This window comes from Pseudomonas sp. UBA6699 (assembly GCF_002454615.1).
In the GTDB taxonomy this organism is placed as follows: Bacteria; Pseudomonadota; Gammaproteobacteria; order Pseudomonadales; family Pseudomonadaceae; genus Aquipseudomonas; species Aquipseudomonas juntendi.
This window is the reverse complement of sequence record NZ_DKJF01000129.1, coordinates 45,314-68,754: the sequence shown is the minus strand read 5'-3', so window position 1 is coordinate 68,754 and position 23,441 is coordinate 45,314. Positions and strand designations below refer to the sequence as shown.

Below are 23,441 nucleotides of genomic sequence, written 5' to 3'. Positions count from 1 at the left end.
ACAAACAAGGCGGCCGCGCGCGCCTGTCACAGGCGTTACTGGCCCGAAACAAACGTAGGAGCGAGCGCAGCTCGCGATTGCGCCGCGCGGGCGGCGCTCGATCTCACAGGCGCTGAAGATGCTCCGGCTACCCTTGCCAGAAACCATAGAATCTCCCACAGGGTGGCGCACCAGGGTTGTCAGGTGCTCGCCACTGCATCTTCAGCGCGTGTGACATCTTGTGGCAAACACCTGTCAGCCCTGGCGCGCTCCCTGTGGGAGCTGGCCAGCGATAGGGCCGCGCAGCGGCCCCGCTTGAGGCCGAGCGCCAGGCGTGGGTTAGAAGCTGTCGCCAGGCACGCGAACCCAGCCCTCCATCAGCACCCGAGCACTGCGGCTCATGATTGCCTTGGTCACTGTCCACTCGCCGTTTACCTGGCGGGCTTCGGCGCCGACCCGCAGCGTGCCCGAGGGATGGCCGAAACGCACGGCGCTGCGCTCGCCTCCGCCCGCTGCCAGGTTGACCAGCGTACCGGGAATGGCCGTCGCCGTACCGATCGCCACCGCCGCGGTGCCCATCATGGCATGGTGCAGTTTGCCCATCGACAAGGCCCGTACCAACAGGTCGATCTCGCTTGCCATTACCGCCTTGCCACTGGACGCCGTGTAGGTGCTGGGTGGTGCGACGAAGGCCACTTTCGGTGTGTGCTGACGCCCGGCAGCCTGGTCGACATGGTCGATCAGGCCCATACGCACGGCGCCATGGGCACGGATGGCCTCGAAGCGCAGCAGCGCTTGCGGGTCACCGTTGATGGCGTCCTGCAACTCCGTGCCGGTGTAGCCGATATCGGCAGCATTGATGAAAATGGTCGGGATGCCGGCATTGATCAAGGTGGCCTTGAAGGTGCCGACACCCGGCACCTCAAGGTCGTCGACCAAGTTGCCGGTCGGGAACATGGCACCGCCGGCACCGTCCTCGTCCGCAGCCGGGTCAAGGAACTCCAACTGCACTTCCGCTGCCGGGAACGTTACCCCATCCAGCTCGAAGTCTCCGGTTTCCTGCACCATGCCTTCAGTGACCGGCACATGGGCAATGATGGTCTTGCCGATGTTCGCCTGCCAGATACGCACGGTGGCCACGCCGTTGCGTGGAATGCGCGCGGTGTCGACCAGGCCGCTACTGATGGCGAACGACCCGACCGCAGCAGACAGGTTGCCGCAGTTGCCGCTCCAGTCGACAAAGGCCTTGTCGATGCTGACCTGGCCGAACAGGTAATCGACATCATGGCCCGGCTTGATGCTGGGCGACAGGATGACGGTCTTGCTGGTGCTGGAGGTCGCGCCGCCCATGCCGTCGATCTGCTTGCCGTAAGGGTCGGGGCTGCCGATGACCCGCAGCAATAGCGCGTCGCGGGCAGGGCCTGGGACCTGCGCCGGCTCGGGCAGGTCTTGCAGGCGGAAGAACACGCCTTTGCTGGTGCCACCACGGATGTAGGTGGCGGGTATTCTTGTTTGCGGTACGTGAGCCATTGCTTTGCTGTCCTGTCTGATGGGCATGAGACCCTCGGGATTGCTTTGCAGCCCATCGCCGGCAAGCCAGCTCCCACAGGGACCGTGCTGCCATCGAGATTGCGCGACTCCTGTGGGAGCTGGCTCGCCGGCGATGGGCCGCAACGCGGCCCCTGCTCTGGGGGTTAGGCGGTAGCTTCGAGGAAGTCCTGGGCGAAGCGCTGCAGCACCCCGCCCGCTTCGTAGATCGACACTTCCTCGGCCGTGTCCAGGCGGCAGGTCACCGGCACATCGATGCGCTCGCCGCTGGCCCGGGTAATCACCAGGGTCAGCGTAGCGCGCGGCGTACGCGCACCCAGCACGTCATAGGTTTCGCTACCGTCCAGCCCCAAGGTCTTGCGGTCGGTGCCGGGTTTGAACTCCAGCGGCAGCACGCCCATGCCTACCAGGTTGGTGCGGTGAATGCGCTCGAAACCTTCTGCGACAATGGCCTCGACACCGGCCAGGCGCACACCCTTGGCCGCCCAGTCACGCGATGAGCCCTGGCCGTAGTCGGCACCGGCCACGATAATCAGCGGCTGCTTGCGCTGCATGTAAGTCTCGATCGCCTCCCACATGCGGGTCACCCGGCCTTCCGGTTCGATCCGCGCCAGCGAGCCTTGCCTCACGCTGCCGTCTGCGTTGCGCACCATCTCGTTGAACAGCTTGGGGTTGGCAAAGGTCGCGCGCTGGGCGGTCAGGTGGTCACCGCGGTGGGTCGCGTAAGAGTTGAAGTCTTCTTCTGGCAGGCCCATTTTCGCCAGGTACTCGCCCGCAGCACTGTCGAGCATGATCGCGTTGGATGGCGACAGGTGGTCGGTGGTGATGTTGTCCGGCAGCACCGCCAGTGGGCGCATGCCACGCAGGGTACGCTCACCGGCCAAGGCGCCTTCCCAGTAAGGCGGCCGGCGAATATAGGTGCTCATTGGCCGCCACTCATACAACGGTGCCACTTTCGGCCCGCGGTCTTCCTCGATGGCGAACATCGGGATGTACACCTTGCGGAATTGCTCCGGCTTGACCGCCGCACGCACCACGGCGTCGATCTCTTCGTCACTGGGCCAGATGTCCTTGAGGCGGATTTCCTGGCCATCGACCACGCCCAGCACGTCCTTTTCGATGTCGAAGCGAATGGTGCCCGCAATCGCATAGGCGACCACCAAGGGTGGCGAGGCCAGGAAGGCTTGCTTGGCATACGGGTGGATACGCCCGTCGAAGTTGCGGTTGCCCGACAGCACGGCGGTGGCGTACAGGTCACGGTCGATGATTTCCTGCTGGATCACCGGGTCCAGGGCACCAGACATGCCGTTGCAGGTCGTACAGGCGAAGGCGACGATGCCAAAGCCCAGTTGCTCCAGTTCTTTCTCCAGGCCAGCCTCTTCCAGGTACAGCTGCACCGCCTTGGAGCCCGGGGCCAGCGATGACTTGACCCACGGCTTGCGGGTGAGGCCCAGCCTGTTGGCGTTGCGCGCAATCAGGCCTGCGGCGATCACGTTGCGCGGGTTGCTGGTGTTGGTACAGCTGGTGATGGCGGCAATGATCACCGCACCATCAGGCATCTGCCCTGGCACTTGCTGCCAGCTGCCGGCAATGCCTTTGGCCGCCAGCTCGCTGGTGGCCACGCGGGCATGCGGGTTGGACGGGCCGGCCATGTTGCGTACCACGCTCGACAAGTCGAAGCTCAGGGTACGCTCGTATACCGCGCCGGCCAGGCTGTCGGCCCAGAGGCCGGCGACCTTGGCATAGGTTTCCACCCGTTTGACCTGCTGTTCTTCACGGCCGGTCAGGCGCAGGTAATCGATGGTCTGCTGGTCGATGGCGAACATGGCCGCCGTAGCGCCGTACTCCGGGGCCATGTTGGAGATGGTCGCGCGGTCCCCCAGGGTCAGGGCGCGCGCACCTTCACCGTGGAACTCCAGGTAGGCGCCGACCACCTTCTGCTTGCGCAGGAACTCGGTCAGGGCCAGCACCAGGTCGGTGGCGGTGAGGTTCGGCGCCAGCTTGCCGGTCAACTCGACGCCGACGATTTCCGGCAGGCGCATCCACGATGCTCGGCCAAGCATCACGTTTTCCGCTTCCAGGCCACCCACGCCAATGGCGATCACGCCCAAGGCATCGACGTGCGGGGTGTGGCTGTCAGTGCCCACGCAGGTATCCGGGTAGGCGATGCCATGGTCGCAGTGCACCACCGGCGACATCTTCTCCAGGTTGATCTGGTGCATGATGCCGTTACCCGGCTGGATCACGTCGACATTCTTGAACGCTTTCTTGGTCCAGTTGATGAAGTGGAAGCGGTCCTCGTTACGTCGGTCTTCGATGGCGCGGTTCTTGTCGAACGCTTGCGGGTCATAGCCGCCGCACTCGACAGCCAGCGAGTGGTCGACGATCAGTTGTACCGGCACCACCGGGTTGACCTGGGCCGGGTCGCCGCCCTTGTCGGCGATGGCGTCACGCAGGCCGGCGAGGTCGACCAGCGCGGTCTGGCCGAGGATGTCATGGCACACCACGCGCGCCGGGAACCACGGGAAATCGAGGTCGCGCTTGCGCTCGATCAGTTGGCTCAGCGAGGCGTCGAGGGTGGCCGGGTCGCAGCGACGCACCAGGTTTTCGGCGAGAACGCGCGAGGTGTACGGCAGGCCGTCGTAGGCGCCGGGCTTGATCGCCTCGACGGCCGCGCGCGCATCGAAGTAGTCCAGGTCGGTGCCTGGCAGGGGCTTGCGGTATGCAGTATTCATATCGTTATCAGGCTCGGTCACGGTACTCGGTATACAGATCTCGCCAATGGGGGCGCTGCGCAGTCCCTGTGGGAGCGGCCTTGTGCCGCGATTGGGCTGCGCAGCAGCCCTGGCGATCCATGCCTCAGCGCTGCTCGATCGGCACGAACTGGCGCTGCTCGACGCCGACATACTCGGCGCTCGGGCGGATGATGCGGTTGTTGGCGCGCTGCTCGAACACGTGCGCCGCCCAGCCAGTCAGGCGCGAACAGACGAAGATCGGGGTGAACAGCTTGGTCGGAATACCCATGAAGTGGTAAGCCGAGGCATGGTAGAAGTCGGCATTGGGGAACAGGCGTTTCTGCTCCCACATGGTCTTGTCGATGGCTTCGGAAACCGGGTACAGCACCTTGTCGCCCACCTCATCGGCCAATTGCTTCGCCCAGCCCTTGATCACCTCGTTGCGCGGGTCGGACTCTTTGTAGATGGCATGCCCGAAGCCCATGATCTTGTCTTTGCGCTCGAGCATGCGCAGCAGCTCGGCAGTGGCTTCCTGCGGGCTCTGGAAGCGCTCTATCAGCTCCATGGCCGCCTCGTTGGCACCCCCGTGCAGCGGGCCGCGCAGCGTGCCGATGGCTGCGGTAACGCAGGAATACAGGTCGGACAGGGTCGAAGCGCACACCCGGGCCGTGAAGGTCGAGGCGTTGAACTCGTGCTCGGCGTAGAGGATCAGCGACACGTTCATGACCTTGACGTGCAGCCCGCTGGGCTTCTTGCCGTGCAGCAGGTACAGGAAGTGGCCGCCCAGGGTGTCTTCGTCGCTGCTGCAGTCGATGCGCACGCCATGGTGGGTGAAGCGGTACCAGTAGCACATCACCGCCGGGAACAGGGCCAACAGCCGGTCAGTCTTGTCGCGCTGGGCTTCGAAGGTGAGCTCGGGCTCGAGGGTACCGAGCACCGAACAACCGGTGCGCATCACGTCCATGGGGTGGGCGTCGCGAGGAATGCGCTCGAGCACTTCCTTGAGTGCCGGTGGCAGGTCACGCATGCCCTTGAGCTTGTGCTTGTAGTCGGCCAGTTCAGCCTGGGAGGGCAGCTCGCCGTACAGCAGCAGGTAGGCGACCTCTTCGAATTCGGCACCAGCGGCCAGGTCACGCACATCGTAACCGCGGTAGGTCAGACCGGCACCGGCCTGGCCCACGGTGGACAGCGCAGTCTGGCCGGCCACCTGACCGCGCAGGCCTGCGCCACTGAGTACTTTTGCTTCGGCCATGGTGTTTCTCCTTTCTTGAACTTGTTATGGAAATCTGGCTGGCTAATCGGGCTCGCCTGTACCCGCCCTTTCGCGGGCAACCCCGCTGCCATGCGGGGCTGGAGTTGTCACAGGCTCAGCCCTTCTTCTGGGCAAACAACGCGTCGAGGCTCTGCTCGAAGGCGTGGTAGCCAATGGCATCGTAAAGCTCCATGCGCGTCTGCATGGTGTCGATCACGTTCTTCTGCGTGCCGTCGCGGCGCAGCGCGGTGTACACATTCTCGGCTGCCTTGTTCATGGCGCGGAACGCTGACAGCGGGTACAGCACCAGCGAAACATCGACCGCAGCCAGCTCTTCGGTGGTGTACAGCGGAGTGGCGCCAAACTCGGTGATGTTGGCCAGGATGGGTGCCTTCACCCGGTCAGCGAAGGTCTTGTACATCTGCAGCTCGGTGATCGCTTCCGGGAAGATCATGTCGGCACCCGCCTCGATGCACGCTGCGGCACGGTCCAGGGCAGCGTTCAAGCCTTCGACGGCCAAGGCGTCGGTACGCGCCATGATCACGAAGCTGTCGTCGCTACGGGCATCGACGGCTGCCTTGATGCGGTCGACCATTTCCTGCTGGCTGACGATTTCCTTGTTCGGCCGGTGGCCGCAACGCTTGGCCCCGACCTGATCCTCGATATGGATCGCCGCCGCACCGAACTTGCTCATCGAGCGCACGGTGCGCGCCACGTTGAAAGCCGAGGCACCGAAGCCGGTATCGACATCCACCAACAGCGGCAGGTCGCACACATCGGTAATACGGCGCACGTCGGTGAGCACATCGTCCAGGCCAGTGATACCCAGGTCCGGCAGGCCCAGGGAGCCTGCCGCAACACCGCCACCGGACAGGTAGATGGCCTTGAAACCGGCGCGCTTGGCCAGCAAGGCATGGTTGGCATTGATGGCGCCAACCACCTGCAGCGGGTGTTCAGCGGCGACGGCATCGCGAAAACGCTGACCGGGTGTGCTGTTCACAGTCATTTCTCACCTCGTGGGTTATTGTTGTGGGCGTCCAGATAGTGACGCTCGATATTGCGCTTGGACGCACCGATGTGACGGCGCATCAGAAGTTCGGCCAGTTCGCCGTCACGTTCGGCGATGGCATCGAGAATGCGGTGGTGTTCGGCAAAGGCCTGGCGTGGCCGGTTGGGCGTGGCCGAGAACTGGATACGGTACATGCGCACCAGCTGGTACAGCTCGCCACACAGCATCTTGACCAACGTCTGGTTACCGCTGCCCTGGATGATGCGGTAATGGAAGTCGTAGTCGCCCTCCTGCTGGTAGTAACCCAGGCCAGCCTGGAACGCGGCATCCCGCTCATGGGTATCGAGCACCCGGCGCAGCTCGTCGATATCGGCCTGGCTCATGCGTTCGGCGGCCAGGCGGCAGGCCATGCCTTCCAGGGACTCACGAATCTCGTACAGCTCGATCAGTTCGGCATGGTTGAGCGATACCACCCGTGCGCCTACATGGGGCACCCGCACCAGCAGGCGCTGGCCTTCCAGGCGGTGGATGGCCTCGCGCAGCGGCCCGCGGCTGATGCCATAGGTGCGTGCCAGCTCTGGCTCGGAGATCTTGCTGCCAGGGGCAATTTCCCCTTTGACGATGGCCGCCTGAATACGCCGGAAGACGTTTTCCGACAAGGTTTCCGATTCGTCTGCCAGCATCGGGCCAGGGGTGGAAAGGTCTTGCATATTGTCGACACCTTGGGAAATCTACTCGTCAGAAGTTAACCACCGATGCCACTCAAGTCAAAGACAAATTCAATATTGTCGACAATCGTCTAAGAGCGAACTTAGGCAAGCCAAGCGCTGTCAGATCGCGCACCGCTGGCGTCAATACGTCGTCGTGATAGAATGCCGCGCCTCCGATGGGGTATGGATAGCCTGTCTGTCATGCAGTCATGCTTGTTGACAGATGAACGAGGAAGCTTGCGCAGTAGTTGCCAGTCACCTTGACCTGAACCTTGCCTAGAACCTTGCACTGCATCGCGCCAGGATTATGAGACTCACACCCGTTTTATTGCTGCTTTGCCTCACCCTGCTGCCGGCCATTGGCCAGGCGGCCGGCAAGACCGTGTACGGTCTCAATGAATACGCACGCCTGGGCGACCTGGACCTGGAAGTGGCGGCCAAACTCGACACCGGCGCCAAAACTGCCTCGCTCAGCGCCCGCGACATCAAGCGCTTCAAGCGCAACGGCGAAAGCTGGGTGCGCTTCTACCTGGCCATCGATGCCGCCCACTCGCACCCGATCGAACGGCCCCTGGCCCGCGTCAGCAAAATCAAGCGCCGAGCGGGCGACTATGATGCTGAATCGGGCAAGGCCTACACCGCCCGCCCGGTCATCGAACTCGAAATCTGCATGGGCCAGGCCTTGCGCACCATCGAAGTCAACCTCACCGACCGCAGCGCCTTCCAGTTCCCGCTGCTGATCGGCTCCGAGGCGCTCAAGCACTTCGACGCGCTGGTCGACCCAAGCCTTAAATACGCGGCCGGCAAACCTGCCTGTGCCACCGACGCTCCCAAAGCAGAGTAATCCCGATGCGCTCTCTTACCCTCCATCTGAAAGTCCTGATCACCGTACTGGTGTTGTTGGGCGTGGCAGTCACGGCTTATCAGATCTTCTTCCTCGGCATCCCGGTGACCGAGGATGAAACCGACGACCTGTGGAACATCGACGCCAAGGTCGAGTTCGTGGCCAGCACCAAGGACCCGGTCAAGGTGCAGATGTTCGTGCCGCCACTGAACCGCGACTACGTCAGCCTCAACGAGAGCTTCATCTCCAACAACTACGGGGTCAGCGTCAACCGTGCCGATGGCAACCGCAAGGTCACCTGGTCGGCCCGTCGCGCCAGCGGCAACCAGACGCTGTACTACCGCCTGGTGCTGACCAAGCGCTACAGCAACGAAAAAACCGCGGTAAAAGGCCCGACCTTCCGTGACAGCCTGGCCATCGACGGCCCCGAAAAAATCGCCGCCGAGGCGCTGATGGCGCCTATCCGCCAGCATTCGGCCGACGTCGAGACGTTCGTCAGCGAAACCATCAAGCGGGTCAACAACCTCAACGATGACAACGTCAAACTGCTGCTGGCCGGCGATACCTCACCGATGAAAAAGGCCCAGGTGATCGACCTGCTGCTGTCGATTGCCCACGTACCGATGGAAAAGGTGCACACCATCCGCCTGGTGGCCGACACCCCGCAAACCCCCGAGCTGTGGCTGCGCAGCTACAACGGCAACGACTGGCTTTACTTCAACCCGGACACGGGCGAACAGGGCCTGCCCAGCGACCGACTGCTGTGGTGGACCGGTGACGACAACCTGATTACCGTCGATGGCGGCAAGAAGGCCAACGTCACGTTCAGCATGAACAACAGTGAAATGAACGCCATTCGCCTGGCCAAGCTGACTGACGAGAACACCGACGCCGACTTCCTCGAATATTCGCTGTACGGCCTGCCCCTGCAAACCCAGCAGACCTTCATGATCATGGTCATGATCCCGATTGGTGTGCTGGTGATCCTGGTGCTGCGCAACCTGATCGGTATCCAGACCCTGGGTACCTTCACCCCGGTGCTGATCGCCCTGGCCTTCCGCGAAACCCAGCTGGGCTTCGGTATCGTGTTGTTCACGGTCATCACGGCATTGGGCCTGTCACTGCGTTCGTACCTGGAGCACCTGAAACTGCAGATGCTGCCGCGCCTGTCCGTGGTGCTGACCTTCGTCGTGGTGCTGATTGCGGCGATCAGCCTGTTCAGCCACAAGCTGGGCCTTGAGCGCGGGCTGTCGGTAGCCCTGTTCCCGATGGTGATCCTGACCATGACCATCGAACGCCTGTCGATCACCTGGGAAGAGCGTGGCGGCGGCCATGCCATGAAAGTGGCCATCGGCACCCTGTTTGCCGCATCACTGGCCCACCTGCTGATGATGGTGCCAGAGCTGGTGTATTTCGTGTTCACCTTCCCGGCCGTGCTGCTGATCCTGGTCGGCTTCATGCTGGCGATGGGCCGTTATCGCGGCTACCGTCTGACCGAGCTGATGCGCTTCAAGGCATTCGTGAAAAAGGCAGACGTGTGATGTTTGGCCTGATCAAGACGTGGAAAGCCCTGGAGGCCCGGGGCATCATGGGCATCAACCGGCGTAACGCAGACTATGTGCTGAAGTACAACAAGCGCAGCCTGTACCCGATTGTCGACGACAAGATCATCACCAAGGAGCGCGCCCTCGCGGCAGGTATCCACGTACCGGAAATGTACGGTGTCATCGAGACCGAGAAGCAGATCGACAAGCTTCACGAGATCATCGGCGGCCGCAACGACTTCGTCATCAAGCCGGCCCAAGGTGCCGGCGGTGACGGCATCCTGGTGATCGCCGACCGCTTCGAGGACCGCTACCGCACCGTTTCCGGCAAGATCATGAGCCACGAGGAAATCGAGCACCAGGTCTCGAGCATCCTCACCGGCCTGTACTCGCTGGGCGGGCACCGTGACCGGGCGCTGATCGAATACCGGGTCACACCCGACCAGATCTTCAAGAGCATCAGCTATGAAGGCGTGCCCGACATCCGCATCATCGTGCTGATGGGCTACCCGGTCATGGCCATGCTGCGCCTGCCCACCCGGCAGTCCGGCGGCAAGGCCAACCTGCACCAGGGCGCCATCGGCGTAGGGGTCGACCTGGCTACCGGCGTGACCCTGCGCGGCACCTGGCTGAACAACATCATCAGCAAGCACCCGGACACCACCAACGCGGTGGACGGCGTGCAACTGCCGAACTGGGACGGCTTCATGAAGCTGGCCGCCGGGTGCTACGAGCTTTGCGGGCTGGGCTATATCGGCGTGGACATGGTCCTGGACCAGGACAAAGGCCCGCTGATTCTGGAGCTCAACGCCCGCCCAGGGCTGAACATCCAGATCGCCAACGACTGCGGGCTGACCCAGCGCACCCATGCCATCGAAGCGCACATCGAAGCACTGGCCAAGGACGGCCTGACGGAGGACGTCGAGCAGCGGGTGAAGGTGTCGCAGGGCTTGTTCGGGCACGTACACCCGGGCTGACATCGCCGAGGCGGCTGCCACAAGGGGCAGGTGCTCCTGTGGCAGCGGCCTTGCGTCGCAGCCAGCCCCAGGCGCCAAACACAGGGTTGAATGTCGCGCCCAGTGCTAGGCGCTGCTCCCGCACAGGTCTACAATCGCCCTCCTCGCTTTTACATCGCCGTCCATACTGATGCCGACCTGTACGCTACACCCCCTGCCCTACCAACCCGACCCAGCCGCCTATTTCGCCCGCCTGCGCCAGGCGCCCGGCGCCATCCTGCTCGACAGCGCCCGCCCTGGTGCCGAGCGCGGGCGCTTCGATCTGCTCAGTGCCTGGCCGCTGCAACAACTGCAAGCCGAACCCGCAGAGGATGGCCGCGCCTTTCTCGCTCGCCTGCGCGAGGGCCTGGCGCGCCTGGGCAGCGCCGATTTGCCCAGCGGCGTAGAACTGCCTTTCGCCGGCGGCCTGATCGGCTACCTGAGCTATGACTTCGGCCGCCGCCTTGAACACCTGCCAAGCAACGCCGTGGATGACCTCGGGGTGCCCGACGCGCAACTGGGCCTGTATGCCTGGGCGCTGGTCAGCGACCACCAGTGCGGCACCAGCCAGCTGGTGTTTCACCCAAGCCTGGCGCAACACGAGCGCGAACGCCTGATCAACCTCTTCGCCGGCAGCGAGCACACGCCCGATGGCGACTTTCAACTGCTCGCCCCCATGGCCGGCGACTTGCAGCCTGCGCAGTACCAGGCCGCCTTCGACCAGGTGCAGCGCTATATCCAAGCCGGTGACTGCTACCAGATCAACCTCACCCAGCGCTTTCGCGCGCCGTGCAAGGGCGACCCGTGGCAGGCCTACAAGGCACTGCGCCAGGCCTGCCCGACGCCCTTTTCGGGCTATCAGCAGTTGGCCGACGGCAGCGCCCTGCTCAGCTTTTCACCCGAGCGCTTCATTCGCGTCAGCCAACGCCAAGTCGAGACCCGCCCGATCAAGGGCACGCGCCCACGCGCCAGCGACCCGGGCGAAGACCGGCGCAATGCCCAGGCGCTGTTGCACAGCCCCAAGGACCGCTCGGAAAACCTGATGATCGTCGACCTGCTGCGCAATGACCTGGGGCGTACCTGCGAGGTGGGCTCGGTGAAGGTGCCGGAGCTGTTCAGCCTGGAGAGCTACCCCAACGTGCACCACCTGGTCAGTAGCATTACCGGCCGCTTGGCCAGCGACAAGGACGCCCTGGACCTGATCGCCGACAGCTTCCCTGGCGGCTCGATTACCGGCGCGCCGAAGATCCGCGCCATGCAGATCATCGACGAGCTGGAGCCCACGCGGCGGGCACTGTACTGCGGCTCCCTGCTGTATGTGGACGTGCGTGGCGAAATGGACAGCTCGATCGCCATTCGCAGCCTGCTGGTCAAGGATGGCCAGGTCAGTTGCTGGGGTGGCGGCGCAGTGGTGGCCGATTCCGAGTGGCAGGCCGAGTACGAAGAGTCGATTGCCAAGGTGCGGGTATTGCTGCAGACACTGCAAGGCCTGTGAGCGCCAGCCCGTCCAGACCTTGTTTTTTTGTTACCATCACCCCCACTACGAGCGCACAGCGCCACAGCCAAGATGGAAACCGCCTGATGAGCCAACCCTTCGACGTCGCCGCCCTGGCCGCGACCTATGCCAACAAATCCCCGCAAGACATCCTCAAGCTTGCCTTCGAGCACTTCGGCGACGACCTGTGGGTTTCCTTCAGCGGCGCCGAGGACGTGGTGCTGGTCGACATGGCCTGGAAGCTTAACAAGCAGGTCAAGGTATTCAGCCTCGACACAGGCCGCCTGCACCCGGAAACGTACCGGTTCATCGACCAGGTGCGCGAGCAGTATGGCCTGCCGATCGAAATCCTCAGCCCGGACCGCGCCCAGCTTGACCCATTCGTCAAGGAAAAGGGCCTGTTCAGTTTCTACAAGGACGGCCATGGCGAGTGCTGCGGCATTCGCAAGATCGAGCCGTTGCGGCGCAAGCTGGCAACCGTCAGCGCCTGGGCCACTGGCCAGCGCCGTGACCAGAGCCCTGGCACTCGCAGCCAGGTGGCAGCGCTGGAAATCGACAGCGCCTTCTCCACGCCCGAGCGCACGCTGTACAAGTTCAATCCGCTGGCGCAGATGAGCAGCGCAGAAGTGTGGGGTTATATCCGCATGCTGGAGCTGCCGTACAACAGCCTGCATGAACGTGGCTTCATCAGCATCGGCTGCGAGCCCTGCACGCGCCCGGTGCTGCCGAACCAGCATGAACGTGAAGGGCGTTGGTGGTGGGAAGAGTCCACCCAGAAGGAGTGCGGGTTGCACGCTGGCAACCTGATCAGCAAGGCTTGAACCCGTAACGCCGCTGTAGAACCGGGGGCGCAAAGCCCCCGGTGTTCGCGTTTCAGTGCACGGGCAGCTCGACCCCTTCGAACAGCGCTTCGAGCTCCTGCTTGTTGTGGCACTGGATTGCCTTGGCCATCACTTCGCGGGTCAGGTGCGGCGCGAACTTCTCGATGAAGTCACACATGAAGCCGCGCAGGAAGGTGCCACGGCGGAAACCGATCTTGGTGATGCTGGCCTCGAACAGCTCGCTGGCATCGAGTGCCACCAGGTCGCTGTCGAGCTTGGCGTCCACTGCCATGCCGGCAACGATGCCCACGCCCAGCCCTAGGCGCACATAGGTCTTGATCACGTCGGCGTCGGCGGCAGTGAACACTACCTTCGGCGTAAGGCCGCGGTGGTTGAAGGCCTCATCCAGCTTGGAGCGCCCGGTGAAACCGAACACATAGGTCACGATCGGGTATTCGGCTACGGCCTCCAACGTCAGCTTGGGCAGCTTGGCCAGTGGGTGACCTTGCGGCACGACCACGCAACGGTTCCACTTGTAGCAAGGCATCATGACCAGGTCGCCGAACAGCTCCAGTGCCTCGGTGGCAATGGCAAAGTCGACCGTGCCGTCTGCGGCCATTTCGGCAATCTGCATCGGCGAGCCCTGGTGCATGTGCAGGGACACTTCCGGGTATTGCTTGATGAAGCTGCTGATCACCGGCGGCAACGCGTAGCGCGCCTGGGTATGGGTGGTGGCGATGGACAGCGTGCCCTTTTTCTCGTTGGAGAACTCTTGGGCGATCTGCTTGATGCTCTCGACCTTGCGCAGGATTTCGCCCGCGGTATTGATGATGCGCTCACCGGCCGGGGTAACGCGGGTCAGGTGTTTGCCACTGCGCGCGAATACTTCAACACCCAACTCGTCTTCCAGCAGGCGGATCTGCTTGCTGATACCCGGCTGGGAGGTATACAGGCTCTGCGCCGTCGCGGAGACATTGAGGTCATGATGCGCCACTTCCCAGATGTAGCGCAGTTGTTGAAGCTTCATAGATTTCCCTCGGTTCAGCGATGAGTCAGCGGCAGCAAGCAGCGACGATATATAACTATATTAGTGGTTCCGGAAATAAATCTAGAACAATTTTGTTACATGCTGAGGATATGCCCTACAGCCGCGCTCACGTTTTCCTACGCCCCAAATGCTGCGCCAACGGCACCATGTAGACCGGGACCGGCGACAGTTGCAGCAGCCGCACCGCCGTGCGGCCGATTGGCACATCCACCCCGGCACCGGCACTGTGGCTACCAAAAATCAGCAGGTCGACACTGAGCCGTTGCGCCTGATCCAGAATGACCTGCGCCGGGTCGCCCTGGCGAACCCGTACGGCCTTGATGACGGCTAGGTCGGCCTCCTCGCCCAGCTCATCGCGAAAGTTCTCCAGCACGCGCTGCTCTATATTGGCCATTACCGTATTCACCCCCTGGCTGTGCAACTGGTCGAGCGTTTGCTCGTCGAGGTAGCTTTGCAGGAGAGATTCAGCGAACTGGCCCATGGGCTCGACCGCATGGATCACGTACAACTCAGCCCCGAATGTCCGCGCCAGCGCCAGCGCATGTTGCATGACAAACGGGGCATAGACACCGAGGTCGGTGGCGTACAGCATGGAGCGGATCATTCGACCTCCTGGACTGCCGCTGCGGCAGATCAAGCTTCAGCTTAGCAGCGCGGCAGAGGCACGCTTCGCCGTCCGGCGCGCTGCACGGGTGAGCTGTATCGGGCTGGGAATACCCCCTCGAAACGCTCAGACCCGGCCTTGGTGCTGGTCGATGAACAACAGCGCCTGGTAGAGCATTTCCATGCGCGCCAAGCGGCAGCCAGCCGCCCGCGCCAGCGCCAGCGGCTCGGCATAAATGGCCTGTAACTCCAATGGGCGCTTGTGTGCATGGTCGTGGTACATGCTGGGCCAGTAATCAGGCATGCGCTCGGTGACCTGGAACAGGTGTTGGGCGTAGCCTTCCGGCAGCGTATGGCCGCATGCTGCGGCACCCTGCACAACTTCTGCCATCAGCGCCAGGACCAGTTCACGGCTGGCGGCGTTGCCCATCAATGCAGTGGTGCTGGCACCCAGCAATACCGAGAGCCCGTTGTAAGGCACGTTCCATACCAGTTTCTGCCAGCGCGCCAGCGCCAGGTTCGGCATGGCGTGCGAGTCGATGCCCGCCGCCTGGAACAAGCCTGTGCCCTCACTGACCAGCGCCGTACCACCATCGCTGGCAGGCCCGCTGTGGTACCCCAGGTTCACGGTACCCAAGGCCTGATGCCGGATCACCCCTGGCCCCTGCCGGTTGACACAGATGAAGCACAGCCCGCCCAGCAGGTGCATGTCGCTGCGCAGTGCCGGGCGCAGCTGCTCCTCGACCCCCAGGCCGTTCTGCAACAGCACCACCTTGGCACCCGGTGCGGCAGCCTGCACGATCAACGGGGCCAGGTGGTCGTTGCTGGTCGCCTTGGCCCCGATCAACAACCAGTCACAGGGCGGCATATCGGCGGCCCTGGCATAGGCTTGCACCTTCATGTGCAGCGTGCCGTGCTCGGCACTGTCCAGGCTCAGGCCATGCTCACATACCGCCGGGTACTCGCTACGCAGCAGAAAATGCACATCGAAACCGGCCTTGGCCAGCATCAACCCATAGAAGCCGCCAATGGCGCCACTGCCAATGATGCCAATACGTAGTGCGCGCGAATGCATGCCAATCTCCAGCTAACAGGTAGGCGTTCTTTTTACACCGGTTGGGCAACGCTGGGCAGGCCATTCGCGCTTCAACCCTTGGTACAGGTAAAAACCCCACAATGACTGGGCTCAGCCCATTGTCCCGCCCCTTGTAACGCGCTAAGGTTCGGCTCCCCGTTGCGATTATTCTTGCTGCTGGGCCGCACGGGGATTGTTGGCGGCCGGCACCCGTGACCTGACGAGTAACACGATGGCTGATTTACCGATCGATGACTTGAACGTTGCCTCCAACGAGACCCTGATCACCCCTGATCAGCTCAAGAAGGAAATCCCCCTCAGCGCCAAGGCCCTGCAGACCGTGACTGCCGGCCGTGAAGTGGTGCGCAATATTCTCGACGGCAAGGACCATCGCCTGTTCGTTGTGGTCGGCCCTTGCTCCATCCACGATATCAAGGCCGCTCACGAATATGCCGAGCGCCTGAAAGTACTGGCCGCAGAGGTGTCCGACACCCTGTACCTGGTCATGCGCGTGTACTTTGAAAAGCCGCGCACCACGGTCGGTTGGAAAGGCCTGATCAACGACCCGTACCTGGATGACTCGTTCAAGATCCAGGACGGCCTGCACATCGGCCGCAAGCTGCTGCTGGATTTGGCGGAAATGGGCCTGCCGACCGCGACCGAAGCGCTGGACCCTATCTCCCCGCAATACCTGCAGGACCTGATCAGCTGGTCGGCTATCGGCGCCCGTACCACCGAATCGCAAACCCACCGCGAGATGGCCTCGGGGCTGTCATCGGCGGTAGGTTTCAAGAACGGCACCGATGGCGGCCTGACCGTCGCCATCAACGCCTTGCAGTCGGTGTCCAAGCCACATCGCTTCCTGGGTATCAACCAGGAAGGCGGCGTGTCGATCGTCACCACCAAGGGCAACCCATACGGCCACGTGGTACTGCGCGGCGGTAATGGCAAACCCAACTACGATTCGGTCAGCGTTGCGCTGTGCGAGCAAGACCTTGCCAAGGCCAAGATCAAGGCAAACATCATGGTCGACTGCAGCCACGCCAACTCCAACAAGGACCCGGCCCTGCAACCACTGGTGATGGAGAACGTCGCCAACCAGATTCTCGAAGGCAACCAGTCGATCATCGGCCTGATGGTCGAAAGCCACCTGAACTGGGGCTGCCAGTCGATTCCGAAGAACCTGGAAGACCTGCAATACGGCGTGTCGGTTACCGATGCCTGCATCGACTGGTCGGCAACCGAAAAAACGCTGCGCAGCATGCGTGCCAAGCTCAAAGATGTATTGCCGCAGCGCAAGCGTGGCTGATTGACGCCCTACTGAGCGGGCTCACCATGGCCCGCTCTCATGGCCTGGCTCAGGCCTTGGTGGAGTGCCGCTGCTGGCGCTCCATGTAGCGCTCCACGTATGAGCACGACGGTATCACCGTGTAGCCCATCTGCTCGGCATAAGCCAGTGCCTGCTCGGTCAGCGCGGCAGCGATGCCACGGCCGCGCAGGGCGTTAGGCACGAAGGTGCGATAGATATCCAGCGTTTGCTTGCCCAGGTCCATGTACGTCAGGTAGGCACGATGACCGTCCACGGTGGTCTCGAACTGATGACCGGCCTGGTCATGGTGGATGGTCAACGATTCGCTCATCACTACTCCTCGCAGGTCTTTCAGGTAGACCCTTCCCTTAACCGATGGTGGTTTAATCCGGCACAGAATGCTCTACGCCACCTGTTGCCCATACGACCACTGGACGGTTGCAATCGTTCGAGTCTTCTGGCGCTCACAAGATAGTAGGCGCGGCATGCGGATTTACTCAAGGTTTCGACAGTTAAAAAGGGCCTGGCGCTACCCTCTTCACTTAATGCCGTTGCCCCTGCAGCCGCTGGATGCTCTAGGCTTTAAGACGCCGAAAGACCGTACAAGTCACCCTTAGTTCAACAAAAAAGTTCCTGTATTACACTTGCTTGCGGGCACGGCAGGTTGTTGATCACGCCCAGCTCGCGCAGCGTGTCGGGGGCACGTCAAGCAACATTTTTTTTGCAGTTCTTGCGCTCAGTCAGTTTACTTACTACAAGTAATGAGTACTATGTACGCCGGCCAGTTTCTCTTTTCCGAGAGATGGCTATTTAATAGAAAGTCCTTGAAGGGGAACACGATGAACAACGTTCTGAAATTCTCTGCTCTGGCTCTGGCCGCAGTTCTGGCTACCGGTTGCAGCAGCGTCTCCAAAGAAACTGAAGCTCGTCTGACTGCGACTGAAGACGCAGCCGCTCGCGCTCAAGCCCGTGCCGATGAAGCCTACCGTAAGGCTGACGACGCACTGGCAGCCGCTCAGAAGGCTCAGCAGACCGCTGACGAAGCCAACGAGCGCGCTCTGCGTATGCTGGACAAAGCCAGCCGCAAGTAATAATCCTTACGGATTGTTAAGAAGCCGACCCACTTGTGGGTCGGCTTTTTTTTGCCTGCTCGTTGCCGCGCCTTCCAACTGTTACGAAAAGGCCCGCACAAAGGCGGGCCTCCCTGTATCGCCACTGCCTTACTGCAGTTCTGGGGGAATGCTGGAAACCACCGGTGCGCCTGCCTGGTTTTCGACCGGTACGGCAATTTCTACCGGCATGCCATCTTCTGCAGCCACCACATCACGCACCATGTCCCAGTTCATGCGCAGGTTGTTGGCCAGGTCTTCGCGCTTGAGCAAGGCATTGATGACAGCGGTATGCTTGTCGACTACCGACGGATTGCCCTGGTCATCCAGCGGGGTGTGTGCCTCGAGGTACACCTTGCCGCCACTGATACCAAACTTGTAAGGCTCGTTGATGATGCGCACCGGCGTACCCACCGGCACCAGCTTGGAGAGTTCCAACACGTTGTTGTTGAGCATGCGGAAGCAACCGTGGCTGGTGCGCATGCCGATACCGAACTTCTTGTTCGAACCGTGGATCAGGTAGCCGGGCACGCCCAAGGTGAACTTGAACGGCCCCAGTGGGTTGTCCGGGCCTGCCGGCACCACCGCAGGCAGGATATCGCCGTCTGCCGCGTGCTCTTTGCGGATGGATGCGGGCGGGGTCCAGGTCGGGTTCGGCGTCTTGGCGATGATCTTGGTGTTGGCGATCGGCGAACCCCAGCCTTCACGACCGATACCGAGCGGGAAGGTGTACACCACGTTTTGACCTTTCGGGTAGTAGTACAACCGGTACTCGGCCAGGTTGATGACCACGCCTTCGCGCGGTCCCGGTGGCAGGATGTAGCGGGTGGGCAGGATGATCTCGGTGCCGGCGCCCGGCAACCACGGGTCCACACCCGGGTTGGCAGCGATCATTTCCAGGTAGCCGAGGTCGTTGGCGGTGCCGATATCGGCGAAGGTGTCCTCGTACTTGGCCTTGATCACATGCACCTGGCCGACGATGTCTTCACCAGGAGGTGGCAGTGGCAGCTCCAGCGCAGCAGCGGGGCCTGCTACCAGCAGGGCGGCCAGGGACAGGCTACGGGTGACGGCAGGAAAGCGCGGCAACATCCGGTAAATCCTTCGAAAGGTGGGTCAAGAGAATCGATTGTACACCTGCACTGGTGCCAGCGGGAGGCATTGCTGAGCGGCAAGCGTTTCAGATGATGAAAGGTGCGAGTCGTTCAGCTGCCGTGCAGCTCAGGCCACACCGGGCGCATGCCCCGCCGCTGGGCATCGAGGATGGCCCGGCACAGCTCGCACAGGCGGCCATCGCGATAGATCGAGCGCGGCACCCCCGACCAGCGCGGTTGCGCGGGCAGCAGCCCACCGCACAAGGTACGATCTACCGGCACACCCAACTCCAGCTGCCGGGCCACCAGGTGCACGCGGACCTCCTGGCAGGCAAACAGGTCAAGCTGCTCATCGGGCTCGATCAATTGGTAGGCGTACAGGGACCAGGCGGGGCGCGGCATCGGTGGCACTCGAAACGGGGGGCGCAACATTAGCCGAAAGCTGCCCCCGTTTAAAGCATCACAGCAAGGGTTTTATCGCCGGCCAGGCATTTTCCAGCAAGCGCTGCTGGGCACCCTGGGCCGGATGAATGCCATCAGCCTGCATCAACTCTGGCACACCCCCTACCCCTTCAAGGAAAAACGGCACCAGCGGGACCTTTTTGTCCGCCGCCAACTGCTCATACACGTTGGCAAACGCACGGGTGTAGCGCACACCGTAATTGGGCGGCAGGCGCATGCCCAGCAGCACCACTTTGGCGCCAGCCTGCCGCGAGCGCTCGATCATCGAAGCAAGATTTTGTTGCAATTGCGCAGGCGGCTGCCCGCGCAGGCCATCGTTGCCGCCCAGCTCCAGTACCACCAGGCTGGGCTTATGCGCTGCAAGCAGCGCGGGCAAGCGCGCCTGGCCACCCGCACTGGTGTCGCCACTGATCGACGCATTGACCACCTTGGCGTCGAAACCTTCCTTCTCCAGCCGGGTCTGCAACAGAGAGACCCACCCCTGGCGGCTATCCAGGCCAAAACCGGCGCTGATACTATCGCCAACCACCAGCAACGTTCCCGCCGCCGCGCTCTGGGCCAGGCAATACAGGGCCAGACCGGCACTCAGCCACCTTATTCGCATCGGATTCTCCATGGGCCCCAGCATTCTCGTTGCGCAGAACCTTAGCAAAGTGGTCCCCAGTGCGGAAGGTGACCTCGCCATCCTGCACGCCCTGTCCCTCGACCTGGCCCAGGGCGACAGCCTGGCCATCGTCGGCGCTTCGGGCTCGGGCAAGTCGACGCTGCTTGGCCTGCTCGCCGGCCTGGACCAACCCAGCGCTGGCAAGGTGATACTTGCCGGGCACGACCTCGGGCCGCTGGATGAAGACCAGCGCGCCCGGGTGCGCGCCGAACATGTCGGCTTCGTGTTCCAGTCGTTCCAACTGCTGGACAGCCTCAACGCCCTGGAGAATGTCATGCTGCCGCTGGAGCTTGACGGGCGCAGCGATGCCCGCGAGCAAGCGCGCAACTTGCTTGAACGGGTCGGCCTTGGCGCGCGCCTCAGCCACACGCCACGCCAGCTGTCCGGGGGCGAGCAACAACGGGTGGCCATCGCCCGCGCCTTCGCCGCGCACCCTGCCGTGTTGTTCGCCGATGAACCCACCGGCAACCTGGACAGCCACACCGGCGAGCGTATCAGCGACCTGCTGTTCGAGCTGAACCAGGAGCGTGGCACCACACTGGTGCTGGTTACCCATGACGAACGCCTGGCCCGCCGCTGCCGCCGCCAGATCCGGCTGGACGCAGGCCGCCTGGTGGCAGCGGTGGAGGCCTGATGAAGCACATGCCGCTGTCCCGCCTGTGCGGCCTTGCCCTGCGCCAGTTGCTTCGCGACCTTCGTGCCAGCGAAGTGCGGGTGTTGTTCTTCGCCCTGCTGGTAGCGGTGGCAGCCAGCACCGCCATCGGCTATTTCGGTGCCCGCCTGAACGGCGCCATGCAACTGCGCGCCAGCGAATTCCTTGGCGCCGACCTGGTGTTGCAAGGCAGCGCCCCGGCCCGAGAACAACAACTCGCGGCCGGCCAGGCACTGGGCTTGCGCCACGCTCAGGTGGTCGAGTTCACCAGTGTGGTCGGCGGCGATAGCGGTATCCAGCTGTCCAGCGTGAAAGCGGCCGACAGCGCCTACCCCCTGCGTGGGCAGCTGCGCAGCGCCGCGGCCCCATATGGTGCTGAACGCCCGGGTGGCGGGCCGGCGCCCGGTGAAGCATGGGTGGAACCGCGCCTGTTGGCGGCCTTGGGGCTGTCGATAGGCGACAGCATCGACGTCGGCATGAAAACCCTGCGCATGAGCCGGGTACTGACCTATGAGCCGGACCGCGCCAACAACTTCTACAGCCTCACGCCGCGGGTGATGATCAACCTGGCCGACCTGCAGGCGACCGGGGTGATCCAGCCTGGCAGCCGGGTTACCTACCGGGACCTGTGGCGTGGCGACAGCGAAGCACTGGCGCAGTACCGCCAGGCAATTGAGAAAGGCCTGGCCGCCAACCAGCGCCTGCGCGATACCCGCGATGGCAACCAGCAGATCGGCGGCGCCCTGGGCAAGGCAGAACGCTACCTGAACATGGCCAGCCTGGTGGCAGTGTTGCTGGCCGGCGTGGCCGTAGCCTTGTCGGCCAGCCGCTACGCTGCACGGCGCCTGGACGCCAGTGCCCTGCTGCGTTGCCTGGGCCTGTCGCGCCGGCAGGCCCTTGGCCTGTACTGCCTGCAACTGGCCATGCTCGGCGTAGTAGCGGCGCTGGCCGGCGCGCTGCTGGGCTGGCTTGCCCAGCTGGGCCTGTTCCGCGTACTGCACGGCCTGCTTCCCAGCGTGGTCCCAGCCGGGGGCGTACTACCGGCCCTGGCCGGCATCGCCACAGGGCTGGTAGCACTGGCCGGCTTTGCCCTGCCACCGATCGCGGCGCTGGGCCAGGTGCCGCCATTGCGCGTACTGCGCCGCGACCTGTTGCCGATACCGCCCAGCAGTCGGCTGGTCTACGGTGCAGCCCTGTTCGCGCTAGGCCTGATCATGTGGCGGCTAAGCCTGGACCTGCTGCTGACCTTCGCCCTGCTGGCTGGCGGCCTGGTTGCTGCGCTGCTGCTCGGTGGCCTGCTGCTGCTCGGCTTGCGCAGCCTGCGCCGCTTGCTGGCCGGCGCCCCGCTGACCTGGCGCCTGGGGTTGGGCCAGTTGCTGCGCCACCCCATGGCCGCCGCTGGCCAGGCGTTGGCGTTCGGCCTGATCCTGCTGGCCATGGCCCTGGTCGCCCTGCTGCGGGCGGAATTGCTCGACACCTGGCAGGCCCAGCTACCCAAGGATGCGCCCAACTATTTCGCCCTGAATATCCTGCCAGACGACCGCGAGCCGTTCGCTCAGCACCTGCAGCAGGTCAACGCCGTCGCGGCCCCACTATACCCGGTGACACCGGGGCGGCTGGTGCAGATCAACCAACAACCGGTGCAGCAGATCGTCAGCAAGGATTCGGCAGGCGAGCGCGCCGTGCAGCGCGACCTCAGCCTGACCTGGGCCGCCGAACTGCCCGAAGGCAATGCGTTGACAGCCGGGAGCTGGTGGCAAGCATTGCCCGGCGAACACGAAATCCCCGGGGTATCGGTGGAGGCAGAGCTGGCCAAGAGCCTGAAGCTTCAGACTGGCGACCTGCTGACGTTCGATATCGGCGGCCAACAGCGCCAAGCCAGGGTCAGCAGCTTGCGCAGTGTGCATTGGGACAGCTTCCAGCCCAACTTCTACATGATCTTCCAACCCGGCACCCTGCAAGGTCTGCCGACCACCTACCTGACCAGCTTCTACCTGGCGCCGGGGCACGACCTGGACGTGGTGACCCTGTCACGTGCGTTCCCGGCAGTGACCATCCTGCAGGTCGATGCCCTGCTCGACCAACTGCGCAGCATCCTCGCCCAGGTGACCCTGGCCGTGGAATATGTGCTGCTGTTCGTCCTGGCGGCAGGGCTGGCGGTGCTGTTCGCCGGTTTGCAGGCAACGCTGGATGAGCGCATTCGCCAAGGCGCCCTGCTGCGTGCACTGGGCGCGCCCAGGCCGCTGCTGGTCAGGGCACGGCGGATCGAGTTCGGCCTGCTCGGGGCAGCCAGCGGGTTGTTGGCGGCCCTGGGTTGCGAACTGATCACCCTGGTGCTTTACCGCTATGCCTTCAATCTGCAGTGGGGGCCGCACCCCTGGTTGCTGTTGCTGCCATTGACAGGGGCTTTGCTGGTAGGCGGCGCGGGGGTGATAGGCACGCGGCGGGCGCTCAATGCCAGCCCTTTGGCGGTACTGCGGGACACTTGAGGCTGCA

At 63.2% G+C, this 23,441-nt stretch carries 21 protein-coding genes; 9 read left to right on the top strand and 12 right to left on the bottom strand.

From position 1 onward, the window contains the following. Nucleotides 1-318 precede the first annotated feature (318 nt). The 5 genes from prpF to B3361_RS23745 all read right to left on the bottom strand — a co-directional run bounded on the left by prpF (nucleotide 319) and on the right by B3361_RS23745 (nucleotide 7,233). Complete coding sequence (prpF, locus tag B3361_RS23765) at nucleotides 319-1,509, bottom strand: 2-methylaconitate cis-trans isomerase PrpF (RefSeq protein WP_054905369.1); 1,191 nt, start codon at nucleotides 1,507-1,509, stop codon at nucleotides 319-321. 164 nt (nucleotides 1,510-1,673) lie between these two features. After that, nucleotides 1,674-4,262, bottom strand: coding sequence for a Fe/S-dependent 2-methylisocitrate dehydratase AcnD (gene acnD / locus B3361_RS23760; RefSeq protein ID WP_154211285.1), 2,589 nt, complete (start codon nucleotides 4,260-4,262; stop codon nucleotides 1,674-1,676). 124 nt (nucleotides 4,263-4,386) lie between these two features. Further along, the gene (gene prpC, locus B3361_RS23755; protein ID WP_054905367.1) at nucleotides 4,387-5,514 is read right to left on the bottom strand and encodes a bifunctional 2-methylcitrate synthase/citrate synthase; all 1,128 of its coding nucleotides are present in this window, start codon (nucleotides 5,512-5,514) and stop codon (nucleotides 4,387-4,389) included. 115 nt (nucleotides 5,515-5,629) lie between these two features. Continuing rightward, nucleotides 5,630-6,520: a methylisocitrate lyase gene (gene prpB, locus B3361_RS23750; protein WP_029884943.1), complete on the bottom strand. Its 891-nt coding sequence runs from the start codon at nucleotides 6,518-6,520 to the stop codon at nucleotides 5,630-5,632. After that, nucleotides 6,517-7,233, bottom strand: coding sequence for a GntR family transcriptional regulator (locus tag B3361_RS23745; RefSeq protein ID WP_009683857.1), 717 nt, complete (start codon nucleotides 7,231-7,233; stop codon nucleotides 6,517-6,519). Before B3361_RS23745 ends, prpB begins: the two co-directional genes overlap by 4 nt. Before the next feature lie 307 nt (nucleotides 7,234-7,540). Between B3361_RS23745 and B3361_RS23740 the strand changes: the two genes are divergently transcribed. From B3361_RS23740 to B3361_RS23720, 5 genes are all read left to right on the top strand, one after another. Next, nucleotides 7,541-8,077: an ATP-dependent zinc protease gene (locus B3361_RS23740; protein ID WP_029884944.1), complete on the top strand. Its 537-nt coding sequence runs from the start codon at nucleotides 7,541-7,543 to the stop codon at nucleotides 8,075-8,077. Nucleotides 8,078-8,082: 5 nt separating this feature from the next. Then, a complete protein-coding gene (locus tag B3361_RS23735; RefSeq protein WP_029884945.1) occupies nucleotides 8,083-9,618 on the top strand; it encodes an inactive transglutaminase family protein in 1,536 nt (511 codons plus the stop codon). After that, complete coding sequence (locus B3361_RS23730) at nucleotides 9,618-10,598, top strand: alpha-L-glutamate ligase-like protein (RefSeq protein ID WP_009683854.1); 981 nt, start codon at nucleotides 9,618-9,620, stop codon at nucleotides 10,596-10,598. Before B3361_RS23735 ends, B3361_RS23730 begins: the two co-directional genes overlap by 1 nt. Before the next feature lie 169 nt (nucleotides 10,599-10,767). Continuing rightward, nucleotides 10,768-12,111 (top strand): aminodeoxychorismate synthase component I, encoded by a 1,344-nt coding sequence (pabB, locus tag B3361_RS23725; RefSeq protein WP_054905366.1) that lies wholly within the window; start codon nucleotides 10,768-10,770, stop codon nucleotides 12,109-12,111. 86 nt (nucleotides 12,112-12,197) lie between these two features. Next, the gene (locus B3361_RS23720) at nucleotides 12,198-12,932 is read left to right on the top strand and encodes a phosphoadenylyl-sulfate reductase (RefSeq protein ID WP_009683852.1); all 735 of its coding nucleotides are present in this window, start codon (nucleotides 12,198-12,200) and stop codon (nucleotides 12,930-12,932) included. 52 nt (nucleotides 12,933-12,984) lie between these two features. On the opposite strand, the gene cysB is transcribed toward B3361_RS23720, so the two are convergent. The 3 genes from cysB to B3361_RS23705 all read right to left on the bottom strand — a co-directional run bounded on the left by cysB (nucleotide 12,985) and on the right by B3361_RS23705 (nucleotide 15,658). Then, nucleotides 12,985-13,959 (bottom strand): HTH-type transcriptional regulator CysB, encoded by a 975-nt coding sequence (cysB, locus tag B3361_RS23715; protein WP_009683851.1) that lies wholly within the window; start codon nucleotides 13,957-13,959, stop codon nucleotides 12,985-12,987. A 127-nt stretch (nucleotides 13,960-14,086) separates the two neighbouring features. After that, nucleotides 14,087-14,584, bottom strand: a complete 498-nt coding sequence (locus B3361_RS23710) for a universal stress protein (RefSeq protein ID WP_009683850.1) — start codon at nucleotides 14,582-14,584, stop codon at nucleotides 14,087-14,089. 126 nt (nucleotides 14,585-14,710) lie between these two features. Continuing rightward, on the bottom strand, nucleotides 14,711-15,658 hold the full coding sequence (locus tag B3361_RS23705; protein WP_054905365.1) for a putative 2-dehydropantoate 2-reductase: 948 nt from the start codon (nucleotides 15,656-15,658) through the stop codon (nucleotides 14,711-14,713). A gap of 232 nt (nucleotides 15,659-15,890) precedes the next feature. On the opposite strand from B3361_RS23705, the gene B3361_RS23700 reads away from it, so the two are divergent. After that, entirely contained in the window at nucleotides 15,891-16,967 is a 1,077-nt protein-coding gene (locus B3361_RS23700; protein WP_009683848.1) for a 3-deoxy-7-phosphoheptulonate synthase, read from the top strand. Nucleotides 16,968-17,016: 49 nt separating this feature from the next. Here B3361_RS23700 and B3361_RS23695 read toward each other — a convergent pair whose 3' ends face one another. Next, complete coding sequence (locus B3361_RS23695) at nucleotides 17,017-17,298, bottom strand: GNAT family N-acetyltransferase (protein WP_009683847.1); 282 nt, start codon at nucleotides 17,296-17,298, stop codon at nucleotides 17,017-17,019. A gap of 508 nt (nucleotides 17,299-17,806) precedes the next feature. Here B3361_RS23695 and oprI point away from each other — a divergent pair. Further along, complete coding sequence (oprI, locus tag B3361_RS23690; protein ID WP_003259780.1) at nucleotides 17,807-18,058, top strand: outer membrane lipoprotei OprI; 252 nt, start codon at nucleotides 17,807-17,809, stop codon at nucleotides 18,056-18,058. Nucleotides 18,059-18,187: 129 nt separating this feature from the next. Here oprI and B3361_RS23685 read toward each other — a convergent pair whose 3' ends face one another. From B3361_RS23685 to B3361_RS23675, 3 genes are all read right to left on the bottom strand, one after another. Then, complete coding sequence (locus tag B3361_RS23685; RefSeq protein WP_009683846.1) at nucleotides 18,188-19,165, bottom strand: L,D-transpeptidase family protein; 978 nt, start codon at nucleotides 19,163-19,165, stop codon at nucleotides 18,188-18,190. 113 nt (nucleotides 19,166-19,278) lie between these two features. Next, nucleotides 19,279-19,569, bottom strand: coding sequence for a hypothetical protein (locus B3361_RS23680; RefSeq protein WP_009683845.1), 291 nt, complete (start codon nucleotides 19,567-19,569; stop codon nucleotides 19,279-19,281). Between the two features lie 58 nt (nucleotides 19,570-19,627). Beyond that, nucleotides 19,628-20,233 (bottom strand): arylesterase, encoded by a 606-nt coding sequence (locus tag B3361_RS23675; protein WP_009683844.1) that lies wholly within the window; start codon nucleotides 20,231-20,233, stop codon nucleotides 19,628-19,630. 10 nt (nucleotides 20,234-20,243) lie between these two features. On the opposite strand from B3361_RS23675, the gene B3361_RS23670 reads away from it, so the two are divergent. Together B3361_RS23670 and B3361_RS23665 are read left to right on the top strand one after the other, a co-directional pair. Next, entirely contained in the window at nucleotides 20,244-20,927 is a 684-nt protein-coding gene (locus tag B3361_RS23670) for an ABC transporter ATP-binding protein (RefSeq protein ID WP_054905364.1), read from the top strand. Then, nucleotides 20,927-23,434 carry an ABC transporter permease gene (locus tag B3361_RS23665; protein WP_054905363.1) on the top strand — a complete coding sequence of 836 codons (2,508 nt, stop codon included), beginning with the start codon at nucleotides 20,927-20,929 and terminating at the stop codon, nucleotides 23,432-23,434. The genes B3361_RS23670 and B3361_RS23665 overlap by 1 nt, the downstream gene beginning before the upstream one ends. Nucleotides 23,435-23,441 lie beyond the last annotated feature (7 nt).

Coding starts and splice junctions, on each gene's coding strand:
- B3361_RS23745 (WP_009683857.1), bottom strand. CDS start 7,233: ATGCAAGACCTTTCCACCCCTGGCCCGATGCTGGCAGACGAATCGGAA.
- B3361_RS23700 (WP_009683848.1), top strand. CDS start 15,891: ATGGCTGATTTACCGATCGATGACTTGAACGTTGCCTCCAACGAGACC.
- B3361_RS23665 (WP_054905363.1), top strand. CDS start 20,927: ATGAAGCACATGCCGCTGTCCCGCCTGTGCGGCCTTGCCCTGCGCCAG.
- B3361_RS23670 (WP_054905364.1), top strand. CDS start 20,244: ATGGGCCCCAGCATTCTCGTTGCGCAGAACCTTAGCAAAGTGGTCCCC.
- B3361_RS23735 (WP_029884945.1), top strand. CDS start 8,083: ATGCGCTCTCTTACCCTCCATCTGAAAGTCCTGATCACCGTACTGGTG.
- B3361_RS23740 (WP_029884944.1), top strand. CDS start 7,541: ATGAGACTCACACCCGTTTTATTGCTGCTTTGCCTCACCCTGCTGCCG.
- acnD (WP_154211285.1), bottom strand. CDS start 4,262: ATGAATACTGCATACCGCAAGCCCCTGCCAGGCACCGACCTGGACTAC.
- B3361_RS23705 (WP_054905365.1), bottom strand. CDS start 15,658: ATGCATTCGCGCGCACTACGTATTGGCATCATTGGCAGTGGCGCCATT.
- oprI (WP_003259780.1), top strand. CDS start 17,807: ATGAACAACGTTCTGAAATTCTCTGCTCTGGCTCTGGCCGCAGTTCTG.
- B3361_RS23730 (WP_009683854.1), top strand. CDS start 9,618: ATGTTTGGCCTGATCAAGACGTGGAAAGCCCTGGAGGCCCGGGGCATC.
- pabB (WP_054905366.1), top strand. CDS start 10,768: ATGCCGACCTGTACGCTACACCCCCTGCCCTACCAACCCGACCCAGCC.
- B3361_RS23695 (WP_009683847.1), bottom strand. CDS start 17,298: ATGAGCGAATCGTTGACCATCCACCATGACCAGGCCGGTCATCAGTTC.
- prpF (WP_054905369.1), bottom strand. CDS start 1,509: ATGGCTCACGTACCGCAAACAAGAATACCCGCCACCTACATCCGTGGT.
- B3361_RS23685 (WP_009683846.1), bottom strand. CDS start 19,165: ATGTTGCCGCGCTTTCCTGCCGTCACCCGTAGCCTGTCCCTGGCCGCC.
- cysB (WP_009683851.1), bottom strand. CDS start 13,959: ATGAAGCTTCAACAACTGCGCTACATCTGGGAAGTGGCGCATCATGAC.
- B3361_RS23675 (WP_009683844.1), bottom strand. CDS start 20,233: ATGCGAATAAGGTGGCTGAGTGCCGGTCTGGCCCTGTATTGCCTGGCC.
- prpB (WP_029884943.1), bottom strand. CDS start 6,520: ATGACTGTGAACAGCACACCCGGTCAGCGTTTTCGCGATGCCGTCGCC.
- B3361_RS23680 (WP_009683845.1), bottom strand. CDS start 19,569: ATGCCGCGCCCCGCCTGGTCCCTGTACGCCTACCAATTGATCGAGCCC.
- B3361_RS23720 (WP_009683852.1), top strand. CDS start 12,198: ATGAGCCAACCCTTCGACGTCGCCGCCCTGGCCGCGACCTATGCCAAC.
- prpC (WP_054905367.1), bottom strand. CDS start 5,514: ATGGCCGAAGCAAAAGTACTCAGTGGCGCAGGCCTGCGCGGTCAGGTG.
- B3361_RS23710 (WP_009683850.1), bottom strand. CDS start 14,584: ATGATCCGCTCCATGCTGTACGCCACCGACCTCGGTGTCTATGCCCCG.